The 23159-nt window shown below is 43.2% G+C and carries 15 protein-coding genes; 6 read left to right on the forward strand and 9 right to left on the reverse strand.

All coding sequences use genetic code 11. The features are described from left to right. Nucleotides 1-39: 39 nt before the first annotated feature. Nucleotides 40-876 carry a MalM family protein gene (locus CAG57_RS05355; protein WP_161434076.1) on the reverse strand — a complete coding sequence of 279 codons (837 nt, stop codon included), beginning with the start codon at nt 874-876 and terminating at the stop codon, nt 40-42. Nucleotides 877-989: 113 nt separating this feature from the next. Beyond that, complete coding sequence (gene lamB / locus CAG57_RS05360) at nt 990-2171, reverse strand: maltoporin LamB (protein ID WP_161439503.1); 1182 nt, start codon at nt 2169-2171, stop codon at nt 990-992. A 449-nt stretch (nt 2172-2620) separates the two neighbouring features. Here lamB and glgX point away from each other — a divergent pair, with 449 nt between their 5' ends. The 3 genes from glgX to CAG57_RS05375 all read left to right on the forward strand — a co-directional run bounded on the left by glgX (nt 2621) and on the right by CAG57_RS05375 (nt 7646). Further along, entirely contained in the window at nt 2621-4597 is a 1977-nt protein-coding gene (gene glgX / locus CAG57_RS05365; protein WP_161427272.1) for a glycogen debranching protein GlgX, read from the forward strand. Nucleotides 4598-4816: 219 nt separating this feature from the next. Continuing rightward, entirely contained in the window at nt 4817-6664 is a 1848-nt protein-coding gene (locus CAG57_RS05370) for an ABC transporter ATP-binding protein (RefSeq protein WP_161427271.1), read from the forward strand. A 277-nt stretch (nt 6665-6941) separates the two neighbouring features. Then, nucleotides 6942-7646 carry a DUF445 domain-containing protein gene (locus CAG57_RS05375; protein WP_161427270.1) on the forward strand — a complete coding sequence of 235 codons (705 nt, stop codon included), beginning with the start codon at nt 6942-6944 and terminating at the stop codon, nt 7644-7646. A gap of 30 nt (nt 7647-7676) precedes the next feature. On the opposite strand, the gene CAG57_RS05380 is transcribed toward CAG57_RS05375, so the two are convergent. The 3 genes from CAG57_RS05380 to CAG57_RS05390 form a co-directional block, all read right to left on the reverse strand. Further along, a complete protein-coding gene (locus CAG57_RS05380; RefSeq protein WP_099610947.1) occupies nt 7677-8438 on the reverse strand; it encodes a phosphatase PAP2 family protein in 762 nt (253 codons plus the stop codon). A gap of 122 nt (nt 8439-8560) precedes the next feature. Next, nucleotides 8561-9391 (reverse strand): arginase family protein, encoded by an 831-nt coding sequence (locus tag CAG57_RS05385; RefSeq protein WP_099610948.1) that lies wholly within the window; start codon nt 9389-9391, stop codon nt 8561-8563. A 6-nt stretch (nt 9392-9397) separates the two neighbouring features. After that, nucleotides 9398-10132 carry an IclR family transcriptional regulator gene (locus CAG57_RS05390; RefSeq protein WP_161427269.1) on the reverse strand — a complete coding sequence of 245 codons (735 nt, stop codon included), beginning with the start codon at nt 10130-10132 and terminating at the stop codon, nt 9398-9400. Between the two features lie 273 nt (nt 10133-10405). Here CAG57_RS05390 and CAG57_RS05395 point away from each other — a divergent pair, with 273 nt between their 5' ends. Beyond that, on the forward strand, nt 10406-11752 hold the full coding sequence (locus tag CAG57_RS05395; RefSeq protein WP_161427268.1) for a Na+/H+ antiporter NhaC family protein: 1347 nt from the start codon (nt 10406-10408) through the stop codon (nt 11750-11752). 53 nt (nt 11753-11805) lie between these two features. On the opposite strand, the gene CAG57_RS05400 is transcribed toward CAG57_RS05395, so the two are convergent. Continuing rightward, nucleotides 11806-13689, reverse strand: a complete 1884-nt coding sequence (locus tag CAG57_RS05400; RefSeq protein WP_161427267.1) for a methyl-accepting chemotaxis protein — start codon at nt 13687-13689, stop codon at nt 11806-11808. A gap of 714 nt (nt 13690-14403) precedes the next feature. Next, nucleotides 14404-16944 (reverse strand): glycosyl hydrolase family 18 protein, encoded by a 2541-nt coding sequence (locus CAG57_RS05410; protein ID WP_161427266.1) that lies wholly within the window; start codon nt 16942-16944, stop codon nt 14404-14406. A gap of 387 nt (nt 16945-17331) precedes the next feature. Between CAG57_RS05410 and CAG57_RS05415 the strand changes: the two genes are divergently transcribed. Continuing rightward, the gene (locus CAG57_RS05415; RefSeq protein WP_099610953.1) at nt 17332-17967 is read left to right on the forward strand and encodes a DUF2057 family protein; all 636 of its coding nucleotides are present in this window, start codon (nt 17332-17334) and stop codon (nt 17965-17967) included. A 79-nt stretch (nt 17968-18046) separates the two neighbouring features. On the opposite strand, the gene CAG57_RS05420 is transcribed toward CAG57_RS05415, so the two are convergent. Continuing rightward, entirely contained in the window at nt 18047-19435 is a 1389-nt protein-coding gene (locus tag CAG57_RS05420) for an SLC13 family permease (protein WP_161427265.1), read from the reverse strand. A gap of 295 nt (nt 19436-19730) precedes the next feature. On the opposite strand from CAG57_RS05420, the gene CAG57_RS05425 reads away from it, so the two are divergent. Further along, on the forward strand, nt 19731-20687 hold the full coding sequence (locus tag CAG57_RS05425; RefSeq protein ID WP_161427264.1) for an AEC family transporter: 957 nt from the start codon (nt 19731-19733) through the stop codon (nt 20685-20687). 61 nt (nt 20688-20748) lie between these two features. Here the strand turns inward: CAG57_RS05425 and glgB are convergent, their stop codons facing one another. After that, entirely contained in the window at nt 20749-22932 is a 2184-nt protein-coding gene (gene glgB, locus CAG57_RS05430) for a 1,4-alpha-glucan branching protein GlgB (RefSeq protein WP_202597813.1), read from the reverse strand. Nucleotides 22933-23159 lie beyond the last annotated feature (227 nt).

Consider the following 23159-nt stretch of genomic DNA (forward strand, 5'->3'; position numbering starts at 1 on the left):
GAATTTGACTTTAGATATATCTAAGCCCAAATTTATTTTTTATTTACTTTTGTTTATTTCTTTAACAAATACATCCTGTGCATCTTGAATACCCAAAGATTTAGCTTCATCTAATAACCCAAGAGCTTTAGGAATGTTATTTTCTTGTACTGCCTTTTTAATTTCCATATGATAATAATTTCTTGTATCTGGCTGTACAGTAATATTATTTTTCATTGTGTTACTCGTGTCTCGTAATGACGAGGCTTCTGTTCGAGTGAATGAGAGAAAACTTGGACCAGATACATTTAGTTCAATCGAGCCTGTTAAACCATGTGCAACAGGAATATCTTTTAGTTCCGGCATATAGTTCCCACGCCCTTCCGCATCAATACGTCCTGGGTGAGCAATATACGTGAATTTTTCCATATCGGATGGTGTAGTATAAACAATTAAATATAGACTCTTATGTCCTTGAGGAGGATATAAATCAATATCTGCGACTAACCGATTCCCTAAATTCAGTCGCGGCTTTCTATATTCAAATATCGAACTATCGTAATGTTCAACCGTTTCACCTTGGAGATCTGTAATCAGCACATGGGGGTAAAATACAGTATCCTTAATTTCACTGATTACACTTAATTCCAAACGTCCTCTATCTGCCGGAATTTCAAAAACAGCAACAGGGCTAGATATTTGGTCATTGTTCAAATACTGAGTATTAGAAGTAATAGAAACCTTCGTTGTGCTTGGCAATTTAACCGTCGTAACTTTTAACTGAGAAATATTTTCAACACCCAGCACCATTCCTGTTTGATTTTGCTCTACAACCGTTGTAGATTGGCAGCCAGCTAAAGCCATACAACTGCCTAAAAGTAATGCTCGTAAATACATTGGATGCTCCTGTTTATTTTTTTAAAGGTTCTCATAAACCCTTAAAAAAATAGCTGACCTGAGCCAGCTATTTACAATTATGGACTTAAAATATTTTAGGATCTAGTAATAAATTACCACCAAGCTTCGACTTGAATACCCGCAACAAAGTCTCCATCACCTTTATCACCAAACGTTGTCCCCTCATGATCTGTGATGTATGAACCATATACACGCAACTCAGGACGAGACCAGAAACTATTACCCATTGCCCAAGCCTGAGCAATAGTAAACTTACTACCAGCAAAATCGTTTCCTTCAACATTTTCACCAGCATTATAACCAGCTTCAAAAACGGTGCGCATTGTATCATTCCATTTATACATGGGTCGAACAACAACAGAATACTGATCAATATCAACTTTTGACGCACCAATATCAGAACCAGATAAGTAAGCTAGTTGATGACCAACTTCCCACGACTCACCAAGGTTCATTACACCCCAGTTTAATATACGGAAACCTTTTGCATCATTATTGGCATCAGAGCCTCGGCTATAATATGTTCCAGCACCCCATAAATTAGCGACTTGAACACCATAACCAGCGGTACCATATTGGAAGATAGTCTGGTTAAAGCCATTGTCCATTCCATGATGAATAATGGCTGATGCCATAACACCATCGTCCGCATCTTCTGTCACATTATCTTTTTCTGTCGCAAAGTTATAAGCAAGTGCAAGTTCTAAAGAAGTTCGATCACCCATCGAAATATTAGCTAAGCGAGCATCAAAAATATAACCAGATGAGTTATCACTCTCCCCATCTTGAATCAATGCTAGAGATAGTTTCTGATCACCAACAGAAAGATTCTCAATACCACCACCAGTACCAGAAGTATTTAAGAAATAGAAGTCTGTAATATGGATATCTTTACGTTGGTAGTAACGTTTACCCGCCCAAAGTACAGCACCAGGATCAGAAGCGATCAACCCCTTCGCCTGAACATTGAACTGAGCAACGTTAAAGTCACCATCTTCCCAACCATTAGCTCCATCATTTCCTTGAGCAATCATGGAATCGACTTTCCAAGTTTGATCGCCAGTTTTTAACTCTTCAGAAAATCCAAATTCATAGTAGTTGTCATTTTCATTACCGAGGCGACCAATACCATTTTTCATAAAAGACACATCCGCTTCGCCGTTACCACTAATACCAGTACCAGCACGGAAATAACCATTAAAATCGACAGCAAATGCAGACCCCGCTGCTAAAGAAGCAGCCACTGCAGCAGCAATTACACTAATCTTTTTCATCATTATTAACTCCATTTAGGTTTTTTTATGTCACTCTATTTTCACGCTCTTTTTACCCAACTCACCAAGGCAGAAATGAATTCACGATAAAAAGAAGCAAGATGGGACGAGTCCCCCGTTTGTTTCAACTGTGGGAGAGATTACTAAAGGCGCAGGGGCGTGGCTTCCTCCACCCCTATGATATTTAGGGGGGATGAGAAAGGATGAGAAAATTAACCGTATGGTGTTTTTGAAGTGCTGATCACGAAATAAGGGGGAGTAGTCTTACTCACTTTCTATTTCTTTCACTACAAAGTGTCTCTTTGATCACTCTTTTACTCAAAATTAACGTATTAGATGAAATAAAATTACAGTGGAATATTTGTGACAAGACGCTTGACCTTAAGCTGACAAAGCCTTTTACTTACAAAGGCAGCGACTGAAAATAGAATCATAACGGTAACTTACCCATGACATTGATGCTCTCTAAGCCGTATCCACTCGGCGCGACACTTGATGATGACGGATGTAATTTTGCAATCTACGCTCCAGCGGACGCTCACTTGCTGCTGGCTCTTTTTCACGCTGATGGCAGTTATCAAACCCTGCCACTGGAGCAAGAATATGCTGGTATTCGATATACCCATGTTAAAGGCATTAAAGCCGGACAACGCTATGGTTACCTCACTCATGTTAATGATGAGCTGCTGTACCTCGCTGATCCTTATGCTAGAGCATTGGATCATCAACTGAGTTACCAAGTTCCATTCACACCAGCAGAAAGTTTTGATCTTCCTAAATGTGTGGTCATCGACCCACAGTTTGATTGGCAAGGGGTCACAAAGCCAAGACGCCCACGCGATGAAATGGTGTTATTTGAAACGCACGTAAAAGGCTTAACGAAACTGCATCCGGAGGTAAATAAGAACCAACAAGGCACTTACCTTGGGCTGATTAGCGAACCCATGCTGACCTTTTACCGAGAACAAAATATTAATACATTACAACTGCTCCCCATTGCCGCTTGTATGCATGAACCCCATTTGTTAGAAATGGGCAAAGTCAACTACTGGGGCTATAACCCTTATGTATTTATGGCACCCGATCCTCGTTATGCGAAGCATGATGCAGTCACTGAGTTAAAAACAGCCATTCGCGAACTGCATAAGCAAGGCATTGAGGTAATTCTTGATGTAGTTTACAACCATACAGCAGAAGGAGGAGAAGGCGGGCCCGTATTTAATCTTAAAGCGCTCGATCCACATTACTACCTTAAACATGGCCAACAGTACGCTAATTTTACCGGCTGTGGAAATACCCTCGATCTGGCCTATCAACCGACCTTAAATTTGATTATGGATACTCTGCGCTACTGGGTTAGTGAGTATCAAGTTGATGGCTTTCGGTTTGACCTAGCGGCGACACTTGGTCGTCATGGAGAAAATTTTAGCCAAGAATCGGCCTTCTTTAAAGCCGTCGCACAAGATCCTTTATTACGAGAAGTCAAATTGATCGCAGAGCCTTGGGATATTGGCCCTAATGGGTATCAGGTGGGTAATTTTCCTTTTGGTTGGAATGAAACTAACGATAAATTACGTGATATTACTCGTAGTTTTTGGCGTGGCGATCAAGGTTACCTCAAAGAGTTTGCCACCCGTCTTATGGGCTCACGCGATCTCTATAGTGCCTCACTTTGGCCTTATAAATTAACCGTTAATTACATTACCTACCATGATGGCTTTACCCTGCAAGATCTCGTCTCTTATAAACACAAACATAATGAAGCCAATGGTGAACAAAACCGAGACGGTCACGGTGATAACCGATCGGATAACTACGGTGTGGAAGGCGATACCGATAATATGGTGATCCGCACCATTCGTGAGCGGCAAAAACGAAATTTCATGGCAAGCTTACTGTTTGCTTTTGGTATTCCTCATATTCTTACTGCTGATGTGGTTTCACATACTCAGCAAGGAAATAATAATGCCTACTGCCAAGACAATGAAATCAGTTGGCTAAACTGGTCAATGACCGAGCGCAAGCAATACTTTAAGCAATGGTTATCTGAGATGATCACGGCTCGCCAACGTTATATGGTGCCTTTTATTCGTGCCTTTAGTGGTGAGACCCGTAATTCTAACCGAGTCTTTTGGCGTCGTAATGATGGCAGCTTAATGGAGCAAGACGATTGGAATCAAGTTAACTCTGTGGCATTGCATATTGGTATTGGTGAAGATGGCCAAGAGTTGCTCTATTTAATCAATCAAACTAACGCCACGGCGCGTTTCACGTTACCGGGTGATAAACAACAGCAATGGTGCGTGATCTGTGATACCAATATGCGTACCGTCCATCAAGACACCGCCCAAGGTGAAGTGTTACAGCTGCCTGTTTCGATGGCAATCTTACACTATCAACCGAAAAAGAAGGCAACCAAAGAATAAGCCTCATTCATCTCAGAGTACTGAACGGTTCAGCGCTCTGAGGATGTGCTGGCTATTATATTGGCTGATGCTGTATTGGCTGATCCGCCGTTTTACGAACATATCGTCACAACAATGTTACAATTTTGATCTCGAGCGGCCATTCTGCTATAACCATGCCTCCTCCATTTCTATTATTCCTCTTAATGGCTCTTTGACCGAGTTCAATAAGGATTTTTCATGTATAAACGATTTGAAAGTTTTACCAAAGCGTTTCCGAAAGCGACCCCACAACGTCCCCCGAATACCTTGTGGGCTTTTTGTCTTCACTACACTAAAGGCTATGAAAAACCACTAATCATCATGGCATTACTCAGCACGTTAATCGCCATTATTGAAGTTTCGTTATTTGGTTTTATGGGGCAATTGGTCGACTGGCTTTCCAATAGCCAACCCGATCTTTTTTTTACCGAGAACCGCAACACCTTAATTGGCCTTACGTTACTGCTTTTAGTAGGGATGCCGCTACTCGTCGCGATTTATTCATTGTTGATTCATCAAACGCTGCTTAGCAACTACCCCATGTCGATTCGTTGGTTAGCCCATCGCTATCTGCTAAAACAAAGCCTCTCTTTTTATCAGGATGAGTTCTCTGGTCGTATAGCAACCAAAGTGATGCAGACAGCCCTATCGGTACGTGAAACCGTGATGAAAACACTCGACGTTTTCGTCTACGTGATTGTCTACTTTTCCGCGATGTTGGTTATGTTAGCTCAGGCAGATTGGCGTTTAATGCTTCCGATGCTGTTTTGGCTATGTGCTTATATCACCATTCAACTTCATTACATTCCAAAATTGAAACAAGTGTCAAGTGAGCAAGCAGATGCTCGCTCGATGATGACAGGGCGAATTGTCGATAGCTATACCAATATTATGACCGTCAAACTTTTTTCCCATAGTCGTCGCGAAACAGATTATGCCGAAGAGGGAATGAATGGCTTCTTAGATACCGTCTATCGCCAAATGCGCCTTGTGACTGGGTTTAATATTTGGGTCGAAATTGCCAACTATTTTTTGGTGTTTATCATTGCCGCTATGTCGATCTATTTATGGTCACTCAGTGCGATCAGCGTCGGTGCGATTGCGATAGCAATTAGCTTAGCACTGCGAATTAATGGCATGTCGAAATGGATCATGTGGGAAGTGGGAGCATTATTCGAAAATATGGGAACCGTGGTTGATGGGATGCAAATGCTTGCAAAACCGATTGCTATTGAAGATAAACCCAATGCAGCCGAACTTAAGGTGACCGAGGGCTCTATTGAGTTTTCTGATGTCAGTTTTCATTATGGTGAAAGTAAAACGGTTATTAATCACCTTAATTTAACGATTAAACCCGGTGAAAAAGTAGGTTTGGTTGGTCGTTCTGGTGCCGGTAAGTCGACCTTAGTTAATTTATTGCTGCGTTTTCATGATGTCGAAGGCGGAACAATAAAAATTGATGGACAAAATATTGCAGAGGTGACTCAAGACTCGTTGCGCGGCGCTATCGGTATGGTGACACAAGACACCTCATTACTGCATCGTTCGATTCGGGATAATATTCTCTACAGCAATCCCTCAGCAAATGACGAAGCGATGCGGCGGGCGGCGATGCAAGCACATGCACACGACTTTATTGAAACCTTAACCGATACCTTGGGTAATACCGGTTATGACGCACAAGTTGGAGAACGAGGTGTTAAACTCTCCGGAGGACAACGTCAGCGAATCGCCATCTCTCGCGTGTTACTTAAAGATGCTCCGTTATTAATATTAGATGAGGCAACCTCTGCATTAGATTCAGAAGTCGAAGCGGCTATCCAAGAAAGCCTGAATGAACTGATGCAAGGCAAAACAGTAATTGCCATTGCACACCGCCTCTCGACCATTGCAGCGATGGATCGACTGATTGTGTTAGATAAGGGACAAATCGTTGAACAAGGGACTCACCAAGACCTGATCAACCAGAAGGGGATCTACGCTCAATTATGGGCCCATCAGACTGGCGGATTTATTGGTGGCACAGAGGAAGAGAACCTTCACTGATGCTTGGCTTCTCAAGTAGAGTCACGACATTTCAAAGCCTCTGCCTTGTATAAAGAAGCCACAAACTGTTGCAAAAATCAGCTCGAAAGGCCAACAGACCCTGGGTTTGTTGGCCTTTCGCGATTAAATTTTGTTTGAAATAAAAGCGTGTTAATCGCGGCAAGAGGTCAATCGCCTATCGTCAACAGATTGTGCTAGCTCTTCCCTGCTCTGGCGTTTTCTCTTACTATAACTTTCTTCTTTTTTCCTTATTGTTTGATATCCAATTGAAGTCATCATGAACAAAAGTATCCTTACTAATCTTATCGCGTTATTACTGCTAGCTATCGGCAATTACTTTAACCAACCCATTGTGTTTAATGCAGGTTTATTCGCCTTTTCTGGTGCGATCACTAACTGGTTAGCCATTCATATGCTGTTTGAAAAAGTACCTGGTTTATACGGCTCAGGAGTGATCCCCGCCCGTTTTGAGGAATTTAAAACGGCGATTAAACGCTTAATGATGGAGGAGTTTTTTACCGATGCCAACATCAACCGTTTCTTAAAGCAAGAAATGAACCGTGACCAACCGCTTGATCTTGAGCCGGTCATTGCGCAAGTGGATTTCACCCCAAGCTTTGATTCACTGGTTGATGTTATCCAACACTCCTCTTTTGGTGGAATGCTGGCGATGTTTGGTGGCTCTGACGCCTTACAACCACTGAAACAACCTTTTATTGAAAAGATGCAAGCCTCTATGATTCAAATCAGCCAAAGCGACACAGTAAAGCAAGCGTTGAAAACACAACTTGAATCTCCAGCGATGCTAGATGAAATCAAAATCAATATTGAAAGTATCATTCAACAGCGCTTAAACGAACTAACACCGCAATTAGTTAAAGAGATGATTCAAACCATGATTAAACAACACCTTGGTTGGTTAGTCGTCTGGGGCGGGGTTTTTGGTGGCCTTATCGGAGTGATCGCCGCCTTAGTCCAATAATTCTGCCACTACCAAAAAGAAAATGGGCTTTCAGCCCATTTTCTTTTTCCTTCTCCAACTTAAGGACGCGATCATTTCTTCTAACCATGGGTAACGCCTTGGTATCAATAAATACACCAGACCAACAAGTAGCGTTGCCGCCCATAAGTCTTCTGGTCGATGCATTACAAGCCATAAGCGAGAAAGAGCAATCGCACTACTCCAGCTAAACAGTAACGCAACGCTGATCCAGCGTTTTTGCTCAACCAATAAACCACCAAAAAAAAGTAAACAAGTCACTGCAAAGGTGGTGTGTCCAGACGGAAAAGAAAAATCGCGCTCCTGCAGCCAAACCCGTAGACGATAAGGAGAAGTGCTATCTGCCATTAATCCAATCGCCGCTTCTTGTTGTTGGCGATCTAACCGATAAAAATGTTCTGGCGAAGGGAGAATTAGTTTTTGCACCATAACTTCGGTATATGGCCGAGGGCTATGCGTGGCCTGCTTGAGGCCGACCTTAACTAGCATGGTGAACAACAATAACAAGACTAACTGAATGCCTCGATTCAACCATTGCTGACGATGACTAGGTACTCGCCAATAGACCCATATCATGAGAACCACCAGCGTTAACACAAACCCTTCTTTGCCTGCTGTCTGGGTTAATGCAAACCAAAATCGTGTCAACCACTCGGGGCCGAAACTCGACCAGTTCACCATCGAGGTCACGCCAGTAAGTAAAACAAGCACGAGCATAAACCCAGTCAATAGCCATAATTCGGTACGACGACATGGTCGCGTTGTCAGCATCATTCTCTGGTTCCCTATCACTGTTTTTGTGCAGTTTAACCAGAAAAAATAAGAGAACTATCAGCTATCTGTCAATTTCTGTTATCTCCTTCCAACTGAAAGCAACAGCCCTGTTAGCGATGCAATCAATAAAAAGACTCTCGAGATAAATGAGCCAGTTCATCAATCATGGTTTTCGTTTGTTTGGAATAAATAAGCTTATCTTTAGCACCAATCAGTTGGATCATTTTAACTTTGCCAGACATAATCGCTTGACGCAGGACACGGAGCACCATTTGGCTATCTAAAATTTTATGTTCATCTAAACCATGACTGGGCACTAAAGAAGCGAGATCAACTGACACCACCAATTGATCACAATGTTCAATATAATGGTCGAGCTGGTTCTTGACTTGGGTACGATGCCGAAAACTACATTCTGCTTCCGTTAGCCAATTACAGCCTAAATCCTCTGCGTACTCCCAAGTTTGGCTATCCACACGCTCGGGATCGATACCAAAGTAAAACAGATGCGTTTGCTGATACCGAGACAAGGCAAAATGGTATACCGACCCTAGCTGACGATCTAATGTTTGCTTCAGTTCAAACTGATGACCAATATGAATAATACCCAGTTCTTCGTTATCTAACGCTAATAATGGTAATGCATTCAATAATAATTCATGGCAATTACCTAAAACCACGGGTAGCGAATTCATGGCTAAATGGTGACTTAATAAATCTCGAAAGCGGCTATCTGCTGGGTCTCGTAAAACCAGATGCCCAGCATCGGCATAGGTGGCATTTACTTGTCTTTGATAAAGCCAATCGGAAGCAAACTCTAAACTTTGCTGAGCAAATTCAAACTCGACTGGTGACATCGGCTTTACTTGTTCACACACGGTGCAAAACGTAAAGGCAGGAATCGCGGCGGTTGAAGGCCGACTAAGACGAGAACGTTTGAATAAACTAAGCATGATGAATTACCTTTCTGGTGGCAACGCACGAGCGGCCTGTAATACATGTAAAATGATTCGTTGCCGATGAGTTTCAACCCGATGAGCGGGTGCCATCACCGAAATCGCCCCTATCAATTTACTTCCTTTCATGACCGGAGCACTAATTCCTGAGACACCAGGATCGATCTCAGAAGTGCTCACGGCATACCCATGACGGCGAATTTTTTCTAATTCTGTCTGCCACTTTTCCATTTGGTATTCTTCTCCAAAATAGCGCAGAATTTTTTCACAACGTTGTGCTGGCATATAAGCCAGTAATACCTTAGATGAGGCACCACGAAGTAGTGGTTGGCTTTGACCCTGGACGAAGCTACATCGAAGTGCCTGCATACTTTCTTTTTGGCTGACACACAGTGCACGGTATCCTACTGGCACCATATACGCGGCCATCTCCCCAGTCTGTTTTTGTAAACGACTTAATACCGCGTCCACCGCATCCAAGTTATGCTGACTTGTTTCATAACTTCGCATCAGCAACAACGCCGCAGGCCCAATAATCAGCGTCTTATCGTGAGGACTCTCTTCAATTAAATTCCACTCTTTGAGCAGTTTTAAATGTCGGTAGAGGCTACTCAGTGGAACTTGTAGCTGTTCACTTAACTCTTTGGCGGATACCGGTACCTCGTTAACCGCCACTTGCATTAACAATTGAAGCGATTTTTCATTAACTTGACTGGCCGAAGGTTTGCTCTCATTCATAGGGTTATTTTTAGCCTTTATTCGCTTTTCACTCAAACTTTTATTCTTATATAACGAGAATCTATCGACATTGAAAGCATTGCTTTCTTATACAGTGAGAAATGAGCAAAAATAAATCAATTATCAGCATAAAAAAGAATACGTGGAGTTTGATCACTAAAAGTGGAAAGGCCATATAAAAATCCAGATGTTTAGATGGCTATAAATTGACAAGCGACCAGGGAGCGATTAGTCTGCACACCTTTGTTATTCCAAAATTAAGTTGTTGTTTGCATGTCTTCAAATTCCTCTACCCATAAAATCATTACCCCTTCAGCCACAGCACTGATTCCGCTGTTGGTCTTTTTACTGCTTTTTATTGGAGTAGGCACCTATTTAACGTTTCAAGGTGTTGAGTTTGCCTTTTATCAATTGCCCGCACCGATTGCGATTTTACCGGCTATCATCATTGGCTTATTGCTGAGTAAGGACTCATTAAATCGAGCAATAGAACAATTTATCCGCGGTGTTGGCCACCCCGATATTATTGCTATGTGCTTAATTTACTTGTTAGCGGGGGCTTTTGCGGCGGTCGCAAAAGCGTCTGGAGGTGTGGATGCAACGGTTAATCTTGGCTTATCTGCCATCCCCACTGAAATGATTCTACCCGGTATTTTTATCATCTCCGCGTTTATTGCCACGGCCATGGGAACGTCAATGGGCACCATTGCGGCGGTCGCCCCTGTTGCCTTAGGTATCGCTGAATCATCGGGTATGAGCCTCCCCTTGACTGCCGGAGTGGTCTTAAGCGGAGCGATGTTTGGTGATAATTTATCGATTATTTCCGACACCACCATTGCGGCAACACGCTCACAGGGCTGTGAGATGAAAGATAAATTTCGTGAAAACATCCGCATTGCTCTCCCTGCGGCGCTATTCTCATTGATTGTATTCACGTTTAGCAGCGCGGCAACACAAATACCGCAAACCAATGATATCGAGTGGCTAAAAGTCATGCCTTATATCATGATCTTAGTGCTCGCAATCTCTGGAATAAACGTGTTTGTGGTTTTAACGGTCGGAATATTACTCGCCGGAGGTGTGAGCTTAGTTGACAATAATCATTACCAGTTAACTCACCTCGGGCAAGACATTTATGCTGGATTTGGCAATATGCAGGAGATCTTTTTACTGTCGATGCTGATCGGTGGACTTAGTGAGTTAATGCGCTGCCAAGGCGGGCTTGCTTTTTTAACCCAATATATCAGCCGAGTGATTCATCTTTTTGGTCAAAAACACTCTATTATGGCCAATAGTCGAATCAGTGAGCTTGGGATAGCGGGGTTGGTCGCCTTAGTCAACACCTGCACGGCAAACAATACGGTTGCAATTATCGTTTCAGGGGGAATCGCTCGAGAGTTAGCACAAGAAAATGCCGTCACTCCACGCCGTGCCGCTAGCTTATTAGATATTTTTTCATGTGTGATGCAAGGCATTCTTCCTTATGGTGCACAAGTGCTATTACTGGGTTCTATTTTCAAACTATCCCCCTTAGCCATTATTACCCATTCTTACTACTGTTTTGCCCTTGCCTTGGCAGCCATTGTAGCCATTTTTCTTGCTCACCCTACTGGTCGATAGTTGATGATAAATATCAAGCGATGCCAAACAGCGCATCGCTTGAACCATAAAGATTATAGTTTGAAGGTTGATACTTTTTCACTTAATTCAGCGGCTTGCTGTTTCAAGGTATTTGACTGATTCAAACTATCTTCCGCGCCTTCAGCCAGTTGTTCAGTCACATCTTTAATTGCGGTCACATTTTGCGTAATCTCACTCGTAACATGAGTCTGTTCTTCTGCAGCAGTGGCAATCTGTGTCGCCATATCGCTAATTAATGCCACTGCAGCATTAATTTCTTCCAAAGCATGCGTTGCTTTATCCGCATCTTCAACCGAATTAGCCGCAAGCCCAGAACTACTCTCCATAAGCATAACGGCTCGTTGGGTTGTCTCTTGCAGCGTTTCAATGGTTGATTTTATCTCTTCTGTTGAAGTGTGTGTCCGTTGAGACAAGACTCGCACTTCATCCGCCACCACAGCAAAACCTCGCCCTTGCTCTCCAGCCCGCGCGGCTTCAATTGCCGCATTTAACGCCAATAGATTGGTTTGTTCGGCAATGCCTTGGATGGTCGATAATACGGTAGAAATTTCTTGCGCATGCTGATTGAGAGCAGAAATAACATTACTGGCTTGGGAAACTTCTTGTGCCAAGCTATGAATTGATGATTTGGTATTTAAAACCAATGTACGGCCATTATTGGTACTGGTGGTTGAATCTTGTGCAGCATGGGCGGTTTGCTCTGCATGCGAAGCAATCTCTTGTGTTGCAGAAGCCATTTCTGTCACGGCCGTTGCCACCATAGTCACCTCCTGCTGCTGCAAACCAAGCTCGGAAGCTGATTGATTTGCTCGGTGTGCACTGTGTTCTGCTTGCACCGTTAACTGTTGTGACTGCTGGCGAATATGACCGATAAGTTGCTGTAAACTAGCAACAAAAGTATTGAAACTATTGGCGAGCTTACCCACCTCATCATTATTTTCAACGGTAATGCGCTGGGTTAAATCCCCGCTACCGTTGGCAATTTGCTCAAGGGCTTGAGAAACGTTATTGAGAGGACGAAATAAGATATTACAGAGCAAGTTAAACAAGACCGTACACACTACGACAACCAAGAATGTGACCAATAGTTGCCCCCACAACCCATCAAATAATGGCGCAATCAGTGATGAATAGTTAATCACCACCACCGTACTTAATGCTGTTCCTTCAATGGCTCGCGCAAAAAGCACATACTCCTCACCATCAATCACAACCTTGGTATCCTCACCAGAGCGCTGAGCAGCTTGGATCTGATTAAAACTTAGTCCTAATTCTGAAACGCTTTTATTCAATAATTTAGTATTAGCGTGGGTAAAAATATTGCCCTGCTTATTAGCAATAAACATGTAACCTGAACCCGGTAAAATAACCTGTTTCATGCTATTGAGAATGTCAGTGATCTCAACATCAGCTCCTAACACGAGCAACTGACCATGTAAGTTGATCGCCTTACCTAAGGAAACCACATTCGCCCCTGTTGCTGCCGCTACGGTTGGGTTATCCATAAATACTTCATTGGGGCTAGCTTTCGCATTGATATACCATCCCCATTGCCGAGGATCGTCATTTCCTGGCGGTAAAACCACACCATTCGCGTTATATTGCGAGCCATCAGGATAAGCGAGAAAAACATTATCAAATGCAGCCGAATGCTTTACCTGTTTTAAATGAGTCACGATGGCATCAGGCTTAACCTCTTGCGATAAAGAAGTTAATGCGCGTTCTTTTGAAGATAACCAATCCGTCACATACAGATTATAAGAAGCAGTGGCACTTTGCAGACGTTGTTCAACTTCGACATCCAAACGTCCCAATGCCGAATTAAATGAAACCGCTTCAACTAATATGCCCCCGATGATGATGGCCATACTGGCAGAAATGGCCAGTTTATTTTTTAATGATAGGTTTTTGAACATATGCAACCTCGTTCGTTAATACCGTGTATACCCTTCCTACTTGAATCTGCAGGGGTGTTGGCTACGTTCTTTCACCCCAATCCCATCGCCTATCTATGCTGATGGGGATGGTGAGAGCCATTCCTGACTCTCACCAAAGGCCAGCCTACGGCTGGTCAAATTGGTTCCAGACAAATTTGTTACTCACTTGCCACCGACCTGCAACGCTAAGTTGTTTGGGTATTCTTCTATTTATGAAGCACTTTTTATTAGATGTGCATTATAATTTTTAGCCTCGAAATTAATGCGAACTGACCAACGTATTGGTTTATTTTTTACTAAAAATAATAGAGATGAAGATTTACAACCAATGAGTACTGACGAGATAAATCACATAAACGATCAAGGGCAGTTCATCGCTACATACAGCTCGGTATCGATAGGTCTTTCGCTTGAGCTTGCAGTAACTCAGGTTATTATTATGACTATAGTTGATGGCGATAAAAGTGCGGTATCGGGTTGATAAAGTGTGAGCTATTCAAATAAACAGCTGATTATTTGATGTGGAAAAGGAGAAAAAGGCCCTATCCCAAGGTATTCGAGTTAACGGTATTCACAACGTTTGTCCTCCCAATCCTATCGTTTACCGATACTCATGGGAGGCGCTGACTTACCGCTTATCTGCCACACTGAGTCATTTAAGTCTCACTAGTCGGGCAGAATAAAGCGAAGACATTATTGTGTGGTACAGTCGGCCAAGCCAACCTCTTTCCACACTCCCCAAGGGCCTGATTGAGCAGGATCATCCCCTTGAGTCCACCATCTGGCCTGCCAAACTTTGCCAGACCAAACGACTTGATCACCACCAACGTATACCGCAGAAGCATCCCAAAGGTTTTCACATTGCTCCTCTGCGCTACTCGCCAATACAACCACTAAAGCTGTCGCAGATGAACTTGCTTCTCCATCGCTCACGGTTACAGTAAAGCTAAGCGTCGTCTCTTGTGTATATTCTCCTGCCGTAAAGAGCACGTGATCGCCTTTAATTTGTGCATTAAGACCGGCTGGGATTTCCCAACGATAAGTCAATGGGTCTTGATCAGCATCACTTGATGCCGAAGCATCAATCACAATAGTATCGCCAGCATGAACTTGACTTGGCGCGCTAATGATGGCGACAGGAGGTGTATTTTCAACCTCGCCCTCAACCGGTTTTACCGTAACTTGTACGGTGGCTGAGTCGCTCGCCCCCTTGTCATCGGTCACGGTCAGTTTAAAGGTGAATACTTCCGTGACTCGCACTTCCCCGATCGTGAAATTCGCTTGTACTGCATCAGCATGCTCTAACTGGACCGCTTGGCCTGATACTTGCTGCCATTGATACTGAACAATCGTACCATCACTGTCTTTTGATGCTTGTCCATCAAGCATGACGGTAGCTGGGCCTACGACTACTTGTGCAGCACCTGCATCTGCCGTTGGGGCTCGATTAACCGGAGGAAGAGCGCTTCCTGATAGCCCTTCATGCATCGCATTTAAAATATCGCCGTTATCTGCGTCAATTTCCCACGAAAATAACCCTCCTAAGCCAAGCTGTCGAACATAGGCTCCTTTCGCTTTTACTGAGCGTTCATCATCGAAGGTAATCAACTGTCCTGTAGTACGGTTCCATACCCAAGGTGCTTCAGCTTGAACGTCATAGCCATACTCAAACCCGTTAATACCTGTATTATTCGGGCCTAACATATACGATTTGATACCTTTATAATCAATGACGCCATCTTCCCAAACCCCTTGAGCCGTTGACCCTGTTAGCTTGCCATTTCCGACACCGGTCATCGGATCGGAAGGATCCATTAATGAGGTTGGCATAACCCCTTCCCAACCTCGGCCATACATCGCGGTTCCCACAACGATTTTATCGGCAGGAACGCCTTGTGCCAGCAGTAACTGAATGGCGTTATCGGTGGTATAAGCTGGGCCTTTATACGGTTCACCGTTTTCATCAATTCCCGTTCCATCGCACTGACCTGGCCGCATAAAGCTACCACAATAAAGAGCCGTTTGATGGCCTAATACGTTATTCCACCCTCCATAAAAGTCGTAACTCATGGCAAAGAGATGATCCATATACTGGGTGGCTTGTCCATAATCAACATCTTCGAGTTTGTCGTAGCCGACACCAATTGCAGAGGTAAGTTGATAGGTTCGTCCGGTTTCTGCCTCTAATTCATCCAGCATCACTCGTAACTCTTGCATCAGCGCGATATATGCTGGGCCATCATGAATGGGGTCACCAAGATCGGGAGCTGCCCCACCGCCGCCTGGAAATTCCCAATCAATATCAACACCATCGAAAAACTTCCAAGTTTGTAAGAAACGCTTAACCGAAGCGACAAAAGTGTCGCGGTTGGCTTTGGTAGTAAAATCATAGAAAGGATCAGACAAGGTCCAACCGCCAACTGACGGTAAAATCTTCAAATCAGGATAACGCTGCTTAAGTGCCATTAACATCGCATAGTTGCCTTTGATCGGCGAACTGTATTGATGACCGGCTTGAGGAAAGCTTTTCTGATAAGCCGCCCACGGATCATGAATCACCACTTCATAATCTGGAACGCCCTGACAAGCGGTCATCAAGGCATTGTAACTATTACCTCCCACCGATTTCACCGATTCATTCGGGCCACAAATAGGAATAAAACCGTATAAAATATGCGTTAAGTTCTGCGCTGGAATATTATCTACCGTATAGTTACGCCCATAAATCCCCCATTCGACAAAATAGGTTCCCACAACGGTATTGGGCTCTAAAGGATAACTTTTATTATTAGGATCCACATTCATCGACAAGGGAGTGAGATGCGAACCATCAGTATCCGCGATAACCAGTTCGACGGGAGCACTTGTGCTGCATGAATTGTCATCACATGCTGCAATTTCCAACTGGTAACGCCCACCTTTCTCATACGTAAAGCGAGCCGTCGTTTGACTTCCTGTGATGGCACCAGAAGCAACCTCTAAGCCATCAAAGTATATTTTATAAGTATCGCCGGTTTCACCGCTCCATTGGTTAAAGGTAAGGTTTATCGGAGCTTGATCATGATATTTCACCATCTGCTTGTAACCGGCAGTGGTTTCCATCGCGAGTTCTATTTTCGAAAATTGTAGGTTGTTCGAGCCATAAATATCAATGCTCGGGGCTGCAGGCGCTGCCATTACTGCTCCCGAAAGCGCTAACGTAATGCTCGCAGCACACAGAGTTATACGATTCATAGTGATCTCTCTTCCTTGTTATCCAATTGCACTCAAAATGCGTCATAACTGCTCTTTTATAATTAAAAAAAGCATCAAGAAAGAGTATTTGACAACCACGCGAATTTTGAAAATTTCGTGCTAGAGTTTACGAGTGACTACGACCATTGCACCGGGAAAATTCAAGCCATTGCATGACAAATTCAACCTTGAGCCAAGAAACGGAAAATATCCTTAAACAAAATAGAGAAATAACGCTCTTCGACTACCCCACCAATCAAAGGCTATCTTAAACAATGAAATTTTAATGACCAAGCAAGACCTTCCGGCGATAAGCGCTTGATTTTCTCACCGACAATCGGCAACCTCGTGATTGATAATGCGTAAGCGGTTAAAAGGATACCCCTGATGAATAAAATGAAATCTTTATCATGCATTATGGCGATGCTACTTAGTGCTTCAGCCATGGCAAAAGTCACGATAGAAATTCCAGATACCATCGATCTACTGGTTGTAAATGGAGAGAAGCCACAGGTTTCTGGTGGTTTTTTTTCTGCCAATAAAACGATTAACTTAGAAGATGGCGAGCAACAAATTGTTTTTCGTTACCAGCCCTATTTCACTCAAGGAAGTGATCGCATTCGGGTTGAAAGTGATGTCATTGTGGCCGCGTTTCAAGCTCAAGAGCAAACGTTAACTTTCGAGATGCCTCAATATCGCAATGCGCTTGATGCTGAAAAAAATATTAAATCCATGGCCTGGTCATTACTTGATGAACACCATACGGCCATTCCGCTACGTCAAGATCGTTTAATTAAACCGGGAATGCAAATTGGACGAGATTACCCACAAGAGATCTTTAAGTATAATTTGGAAGGTGGCCCAGCTGCGATTGCGATGGTATCAACGCTTCCTCCCACAACAACAGCAAACCTTGATCATCCGACAGAGACGACTGCTGAAGAAATGCTGCACTTTTGGTATAACAAAGCCGATACCGCAACAAAAGCACGCTTTAAAGCCTTTATCATGAATAATCAATAATATGAATCCCCCATCAACACCAAGCGCTAACTTGCATCAGGCCATGTGTTGATGGGGGATCACATTCACTTCTTGAAACTTAGTTCCAGAATAACATTGCAACTACTGATAAAATCGCAATACAGGCAATATTGAGTACCATTCCAACCCGCATCATTTCATTTTGCTTAATATGGCCCGTCGCAAATACGATCGCATTCGGTGGTGTCGCAACAGGAAGCATAAAGGCACAAGAAGCCGCAACGGCAATCAATACCGAAAGAATGATCGGCGAAACACCCAGTACTTCGGCAATGCCAGCAAATACAGGAATAAGCAAAGCGGCACTCGCGGTATTACTCGCAAATTCGGTCAAAAACACCACAAAAGCGGCAATTGCAATAATAATAAAGAGGATATTTAGCTCTGAAATCAGCGCACTCAGCTCATGGGCAAGGAAAAGACTGGTGCCTGTTTGGCGGAGAATATTACTTAAGCAGATACCACCACCAAAGAGCAGCAAGACTCCCCAGTCTGCTGTTTTTTCAATATCTTTCCAATGAACCACTCGAGCGATGCTAACTAAAACGATCGCACCAAGCGCAATGATGGTATCAAAGCTTTTAAAGCCACCAAGCATCGCATTAATCGGTTTACTGAAAATCCACAAAGCGACGGTGAGGGCAAATATGGCTAAAGTGACCACTTTACCTTTATCCCAATCCACCACATCGTGGTTAAGCTCAAATTGGCCACTGAGATTCGGTTTCAAGAGCAAGTAAAGCAAGAGCATGGCGATGGGTAGCATGATGATCGTGATCGGCACACCAAACTTCATCCATTCAGAGAAAGAAAGGCCGACTTGAGCCGCAGCAATTGCATTCGGAGGGCTACCCACCATAGTCGCAATCCCACCGATACTGGCACTATAGGCAATACCAAGTAGAACAAAAACATAGGTATTATGGCCTTTGTCTTGATCAACTTTACTCAAAATACCAAGCACTAGAGGCAGCATCATCGCAGCCGTGGCGGTATTGCTGATCCACATCGACAACGCTGCCGTCACACCAAATAACATAAAAACAGCCACACTAAAACGGCCGCGAGCCATTAAAAGCACCTTATCGGCAATGACTTTATCTAATCCTTGTCGGTGCATGGCTGCAGCGAGTGCAAAACCGCCTAAAAATAGGAAAATAACCGAGTTGGCAAAGTTATTTAAAGCAACTTGCGTATCAAAAATGCCAAAAACAACGGCCATGATCGGGACTAAAATCGCCGTCACCGTGACATGTAAGGCTTCTGTTAACCACAACACCGCAATAAACGCTAGAATACTCAAGCCGAGTACTACATTTGCGTCAAAAGGCAATGTATTAAATAGAACGAAAAACAACACTATGTCTGCAAGGACAATTAAGCTATTTCTATTCAACAACCACTCTCGGGTGTTATTAGGCAAAGGGACACTATCATTTCGATTCATTATAATTCTTCCTCATCGGGCCAGTTGGCAATCGCTATGATTTCATAGATTCAAACAAGAGGATAATTATCATTGCAAAAATGTTAACCTTATCAAAACTATGGATAAAAATTTAACATTATGAAATAAAACATCTTGAACAATGCCAAGTTGTTAACATAGTAAAAACACTTTACCGTGGGTTAAACAATCGACCATACCAATAGCGTACCGAAGAAAGATTTTCTGAATACCCATTCCCGCAGAGAGCCTTCTATGAAAGAATAAAAATAATACTCATGACGATGATCTGACTATGCACGGAATTCTTGAACAGCTGCAGTTTTCTCTCTCCATCACAGGCCCAATCTGCTTAATGCTGATGTTAGGTGTGTTTCTTAAACGAATTCAGCTCATTAATGACAATTTTATTGATGTTGCTTCTCGTATCGTGTTCCAAGTCACTCTACCCGCGATGCTTTTTTTAAGTATTGTCGGTGAACGACACGACTTTTCGTCCAGCATGTCGTTAATCATCTTCGGCTTAATCGCTAATATGTTGTTTTTTCTATTTATCTGTTGGATGAGTCAGCGAAACGTTCACCAGCCACAAGATCAAGGGGTCGTGATCCAAGGTGGGTTTCGAGCCAATACGGCGATTATTGGCCTTGCTTATGTCGCCAATATCTACGGTAATTCTGGGGTGGCATTGGCAGCTATTTATGTGGCATCCACCACGGTACTGTATAATATCCAAGCGGTGATTGCTTTGACGGCAAAAGGAGAGGCTCATGGCACCAAAGCCTCGACCATCATACTTAAAACATTGACTAAAAATCCACTCATCATCTCTATTGTATTAGGCATGATCTGCTACTCGATCGCACTGCCTATTCCAACCATGATTGCAGATGCCGGACACTATTTTGCTAATATGACTCTGCCACTGGCACTACTTTGTACTGGCGGCTCTCTGAATATACAATCGCTCAGAGAAGATACTCATTCGGCTTGGTTTGCCACAGTGTATAAATTAGTCTGGTCACCAATATTGATTACCGGGGCTGCGCTAATGTATGGATTTAGAGGATTGGATTTGGGAATTGTTTTTCTCATGAGTGGTGCGCCAACCGCCGCTGCCAGCTATGTCATGGCAAGAGCGATGGGAGGGAATGCAACCTTAGCAGCCAATATCATTGCCTTAACGACGGTACTTTCTCTCTTTACCTGTACATTTGGCATTTTCTTATTGGCCAATTGGCAATTAATTTAAAACGTAACTCAGCGTAAGAAAAGGCCCGAATGGGCCTTTTTCGTCGCATGATAACGACACATCACAAGCGCTTGTAAAAGACCGTTGCTAACGGTGGAATACGCAATAGTAATGATTGATCGAGATCTTGACTCAATACCGCTTCAGTCGTCACAGACTCCAACACGGCAAAATCGCTTCCGCCATAAACAGCGCTGTCGGTATTGAGTAGCAGTTGATATTTCGCCGCCTGTGGAACACCTAACCGGAATGCTTCATGAGGGACTGGAGTAAAGTTGGTGATCACAAGGATACGTTCCCCTTTTGCATTCAAGCGATCATGAGCAATAATGCTTGCCTGCGCTTCATCCTGCAAACGCCACTCAAACCCTTGTGGTTGACAATCTAGTTCATGCAGTGCACTTTCAACGCGGTACATATGGTTCAAATCTCGCACTAAATTTTGTACCCCTTTATGGCGATCAAATTCAAGCAAGAACCACTGCAATTGATCATCATGATTCCATTCGGATGTTTGAGCAAATTCAGCACCCATGAAATTGAGTTTTTTACCCGGTTGACCATACATATAACCTAAATAAGCACGCATATTGGCAGTTTGTTGCCACTCATCTCCAGGCATTTTATAAATCAATGATTGCTTACCATACACAACTTCATCGTGCGAAAGTGATAATATGTAGTTCTCACTAAAGGCATAAATCAATGGAAAAGTTAATGTATTATGGTGATATTTACGATGAATCGGATCTTCTTTGATATAGGATAAACTGTCATGCATCCAGCCCATATTCCATTTAAATCCAAACCCTAACCCTCCGCTAAAAGTCGGAGCGGAAACACCGGGAAACGCGGTTGACTCTTCGGCAATCGTCATCGCATTAGGGAAATGCTTATATACTTCCTCGTTCATCCACTTCAACGTTGCAATGGCATCGTAATTTTCACGTCCACCATCAACATTAGGAATCCACTGATCATGGCTACGGGAATAGTCGAGATAAAGCATGGATGCAACCGCATCAACCCGAATACCGTCAATATGGAACATTTCAAACCAATACAAAGCATTAGAAACTAAAAAGCGTCTGACATGCTCACGACCTAGATCGTAGATGTATGAACTCCAATCTTGATGCCACCCACGACGCGGATCAGGATCATGGAAAAGTGGCGTACCATCAAAGTTTGCCAAACCATGTGAATCAGATGGGAAATGAGCTGGAACCCAATCCAATACCACACCAATTTCAGCTTGATGGCATTGATCTACAAAATATTTAAAATCGTCGGGAGAGCCATAGCGACTGGTCGGCGCAAAAAGTCCGACAGGCTGGTAGCCCCAGGAACCATAGAAAGGATGTTCTGAAACCGGCATTAACTCAACATGGGTATATCCCATATTTTGTAAATAAGGTACCAATTCATCCGCTAATTCACGATATGTTAAAAAACGGCCATCGGCGGCTCGTTTCCAAGATCCGGGGTGTAATTCATAGAATGATAAGGCTTGCTTACGTTTTTCTGTCACTGCCCGTTGTTGCCAATTTGAATCTTGCCAATCATAACGGTGATGGTTATAAGTGATCGAGGCAAAAGAAGGGTGTTGCTCAGCATAGAAACCCCATGGGTCTGCTTTATGTGGCAAGCTCTCGCCATGTGGCCCTTTGAGTTCAAACTTATATTGTGTGCCTTCTGGTAAATCGGGCACAAAAATCCCCCAGATACCATAGTCAAGCCGCTGCATTGGATGACGACGACCATCCCAATGATTGAACGCGCCAATCAAACTACAAGCCGATGCATGAGGCGCATAAACTAAAAAACGAACCCCACTGATCGATTGTCCGTCACGTTCTAACGTAACAAATTGTGATCCCATTTGGTGATACATTTGTTTTGGGGTATGGAGATCGTCATACTCTGCATATAAAGCGTGGTATTGGTAAGGATCATCGATGATTTGCTCAACCCCAGCCCAATCAACCGCTAGTCGATAGTGTGTCCATTGTAAATCAAGCTCAGACTTTAAAATAAAGCCGCCCGGCTCTTCTGGCGATAATTCAATACGTGGCTGACCGTCAACTAACAGCTCGACTTTATCAGCACCAGGCATCCAAACCCTTAACGCACCTTGCTCTGTTGGCAGGTAAGGACCTAGAAATGAAAAGGGATCAGCAAAAGCAGCATAAGATAACTGATGATAGATTTGCTGTTTTTTGGATGGTTTCTTTATGGGTTTCAATATACCTTCTCCTAGCCGACTCTCTCAAAATGGAAAAAATGCCCGCACAAAGCGGGCTTGTTAGCGTAAAAATAACCAGAGCACGCTTAGAAAAATCATCTATAAAGAAACGTAATACCCATTTGGTTATTTAATTAAAGACATCTTAACGAACTCTAATCCAACATGGAGTGACCTAGCCTTAATTTATGAAACTCATGACAAAGAAAACACTAGGCCATCTCTTA

This window comes from Vibrio sp. V30_P3S12P165 (assembly GCF_009904905.1).
Lineage (GTDB): Bacteria > Pseudomonadota > Gammaproteobacteria > Enterobacterales > Vibrionaceae > Vibrio > Vibrio fujianensis.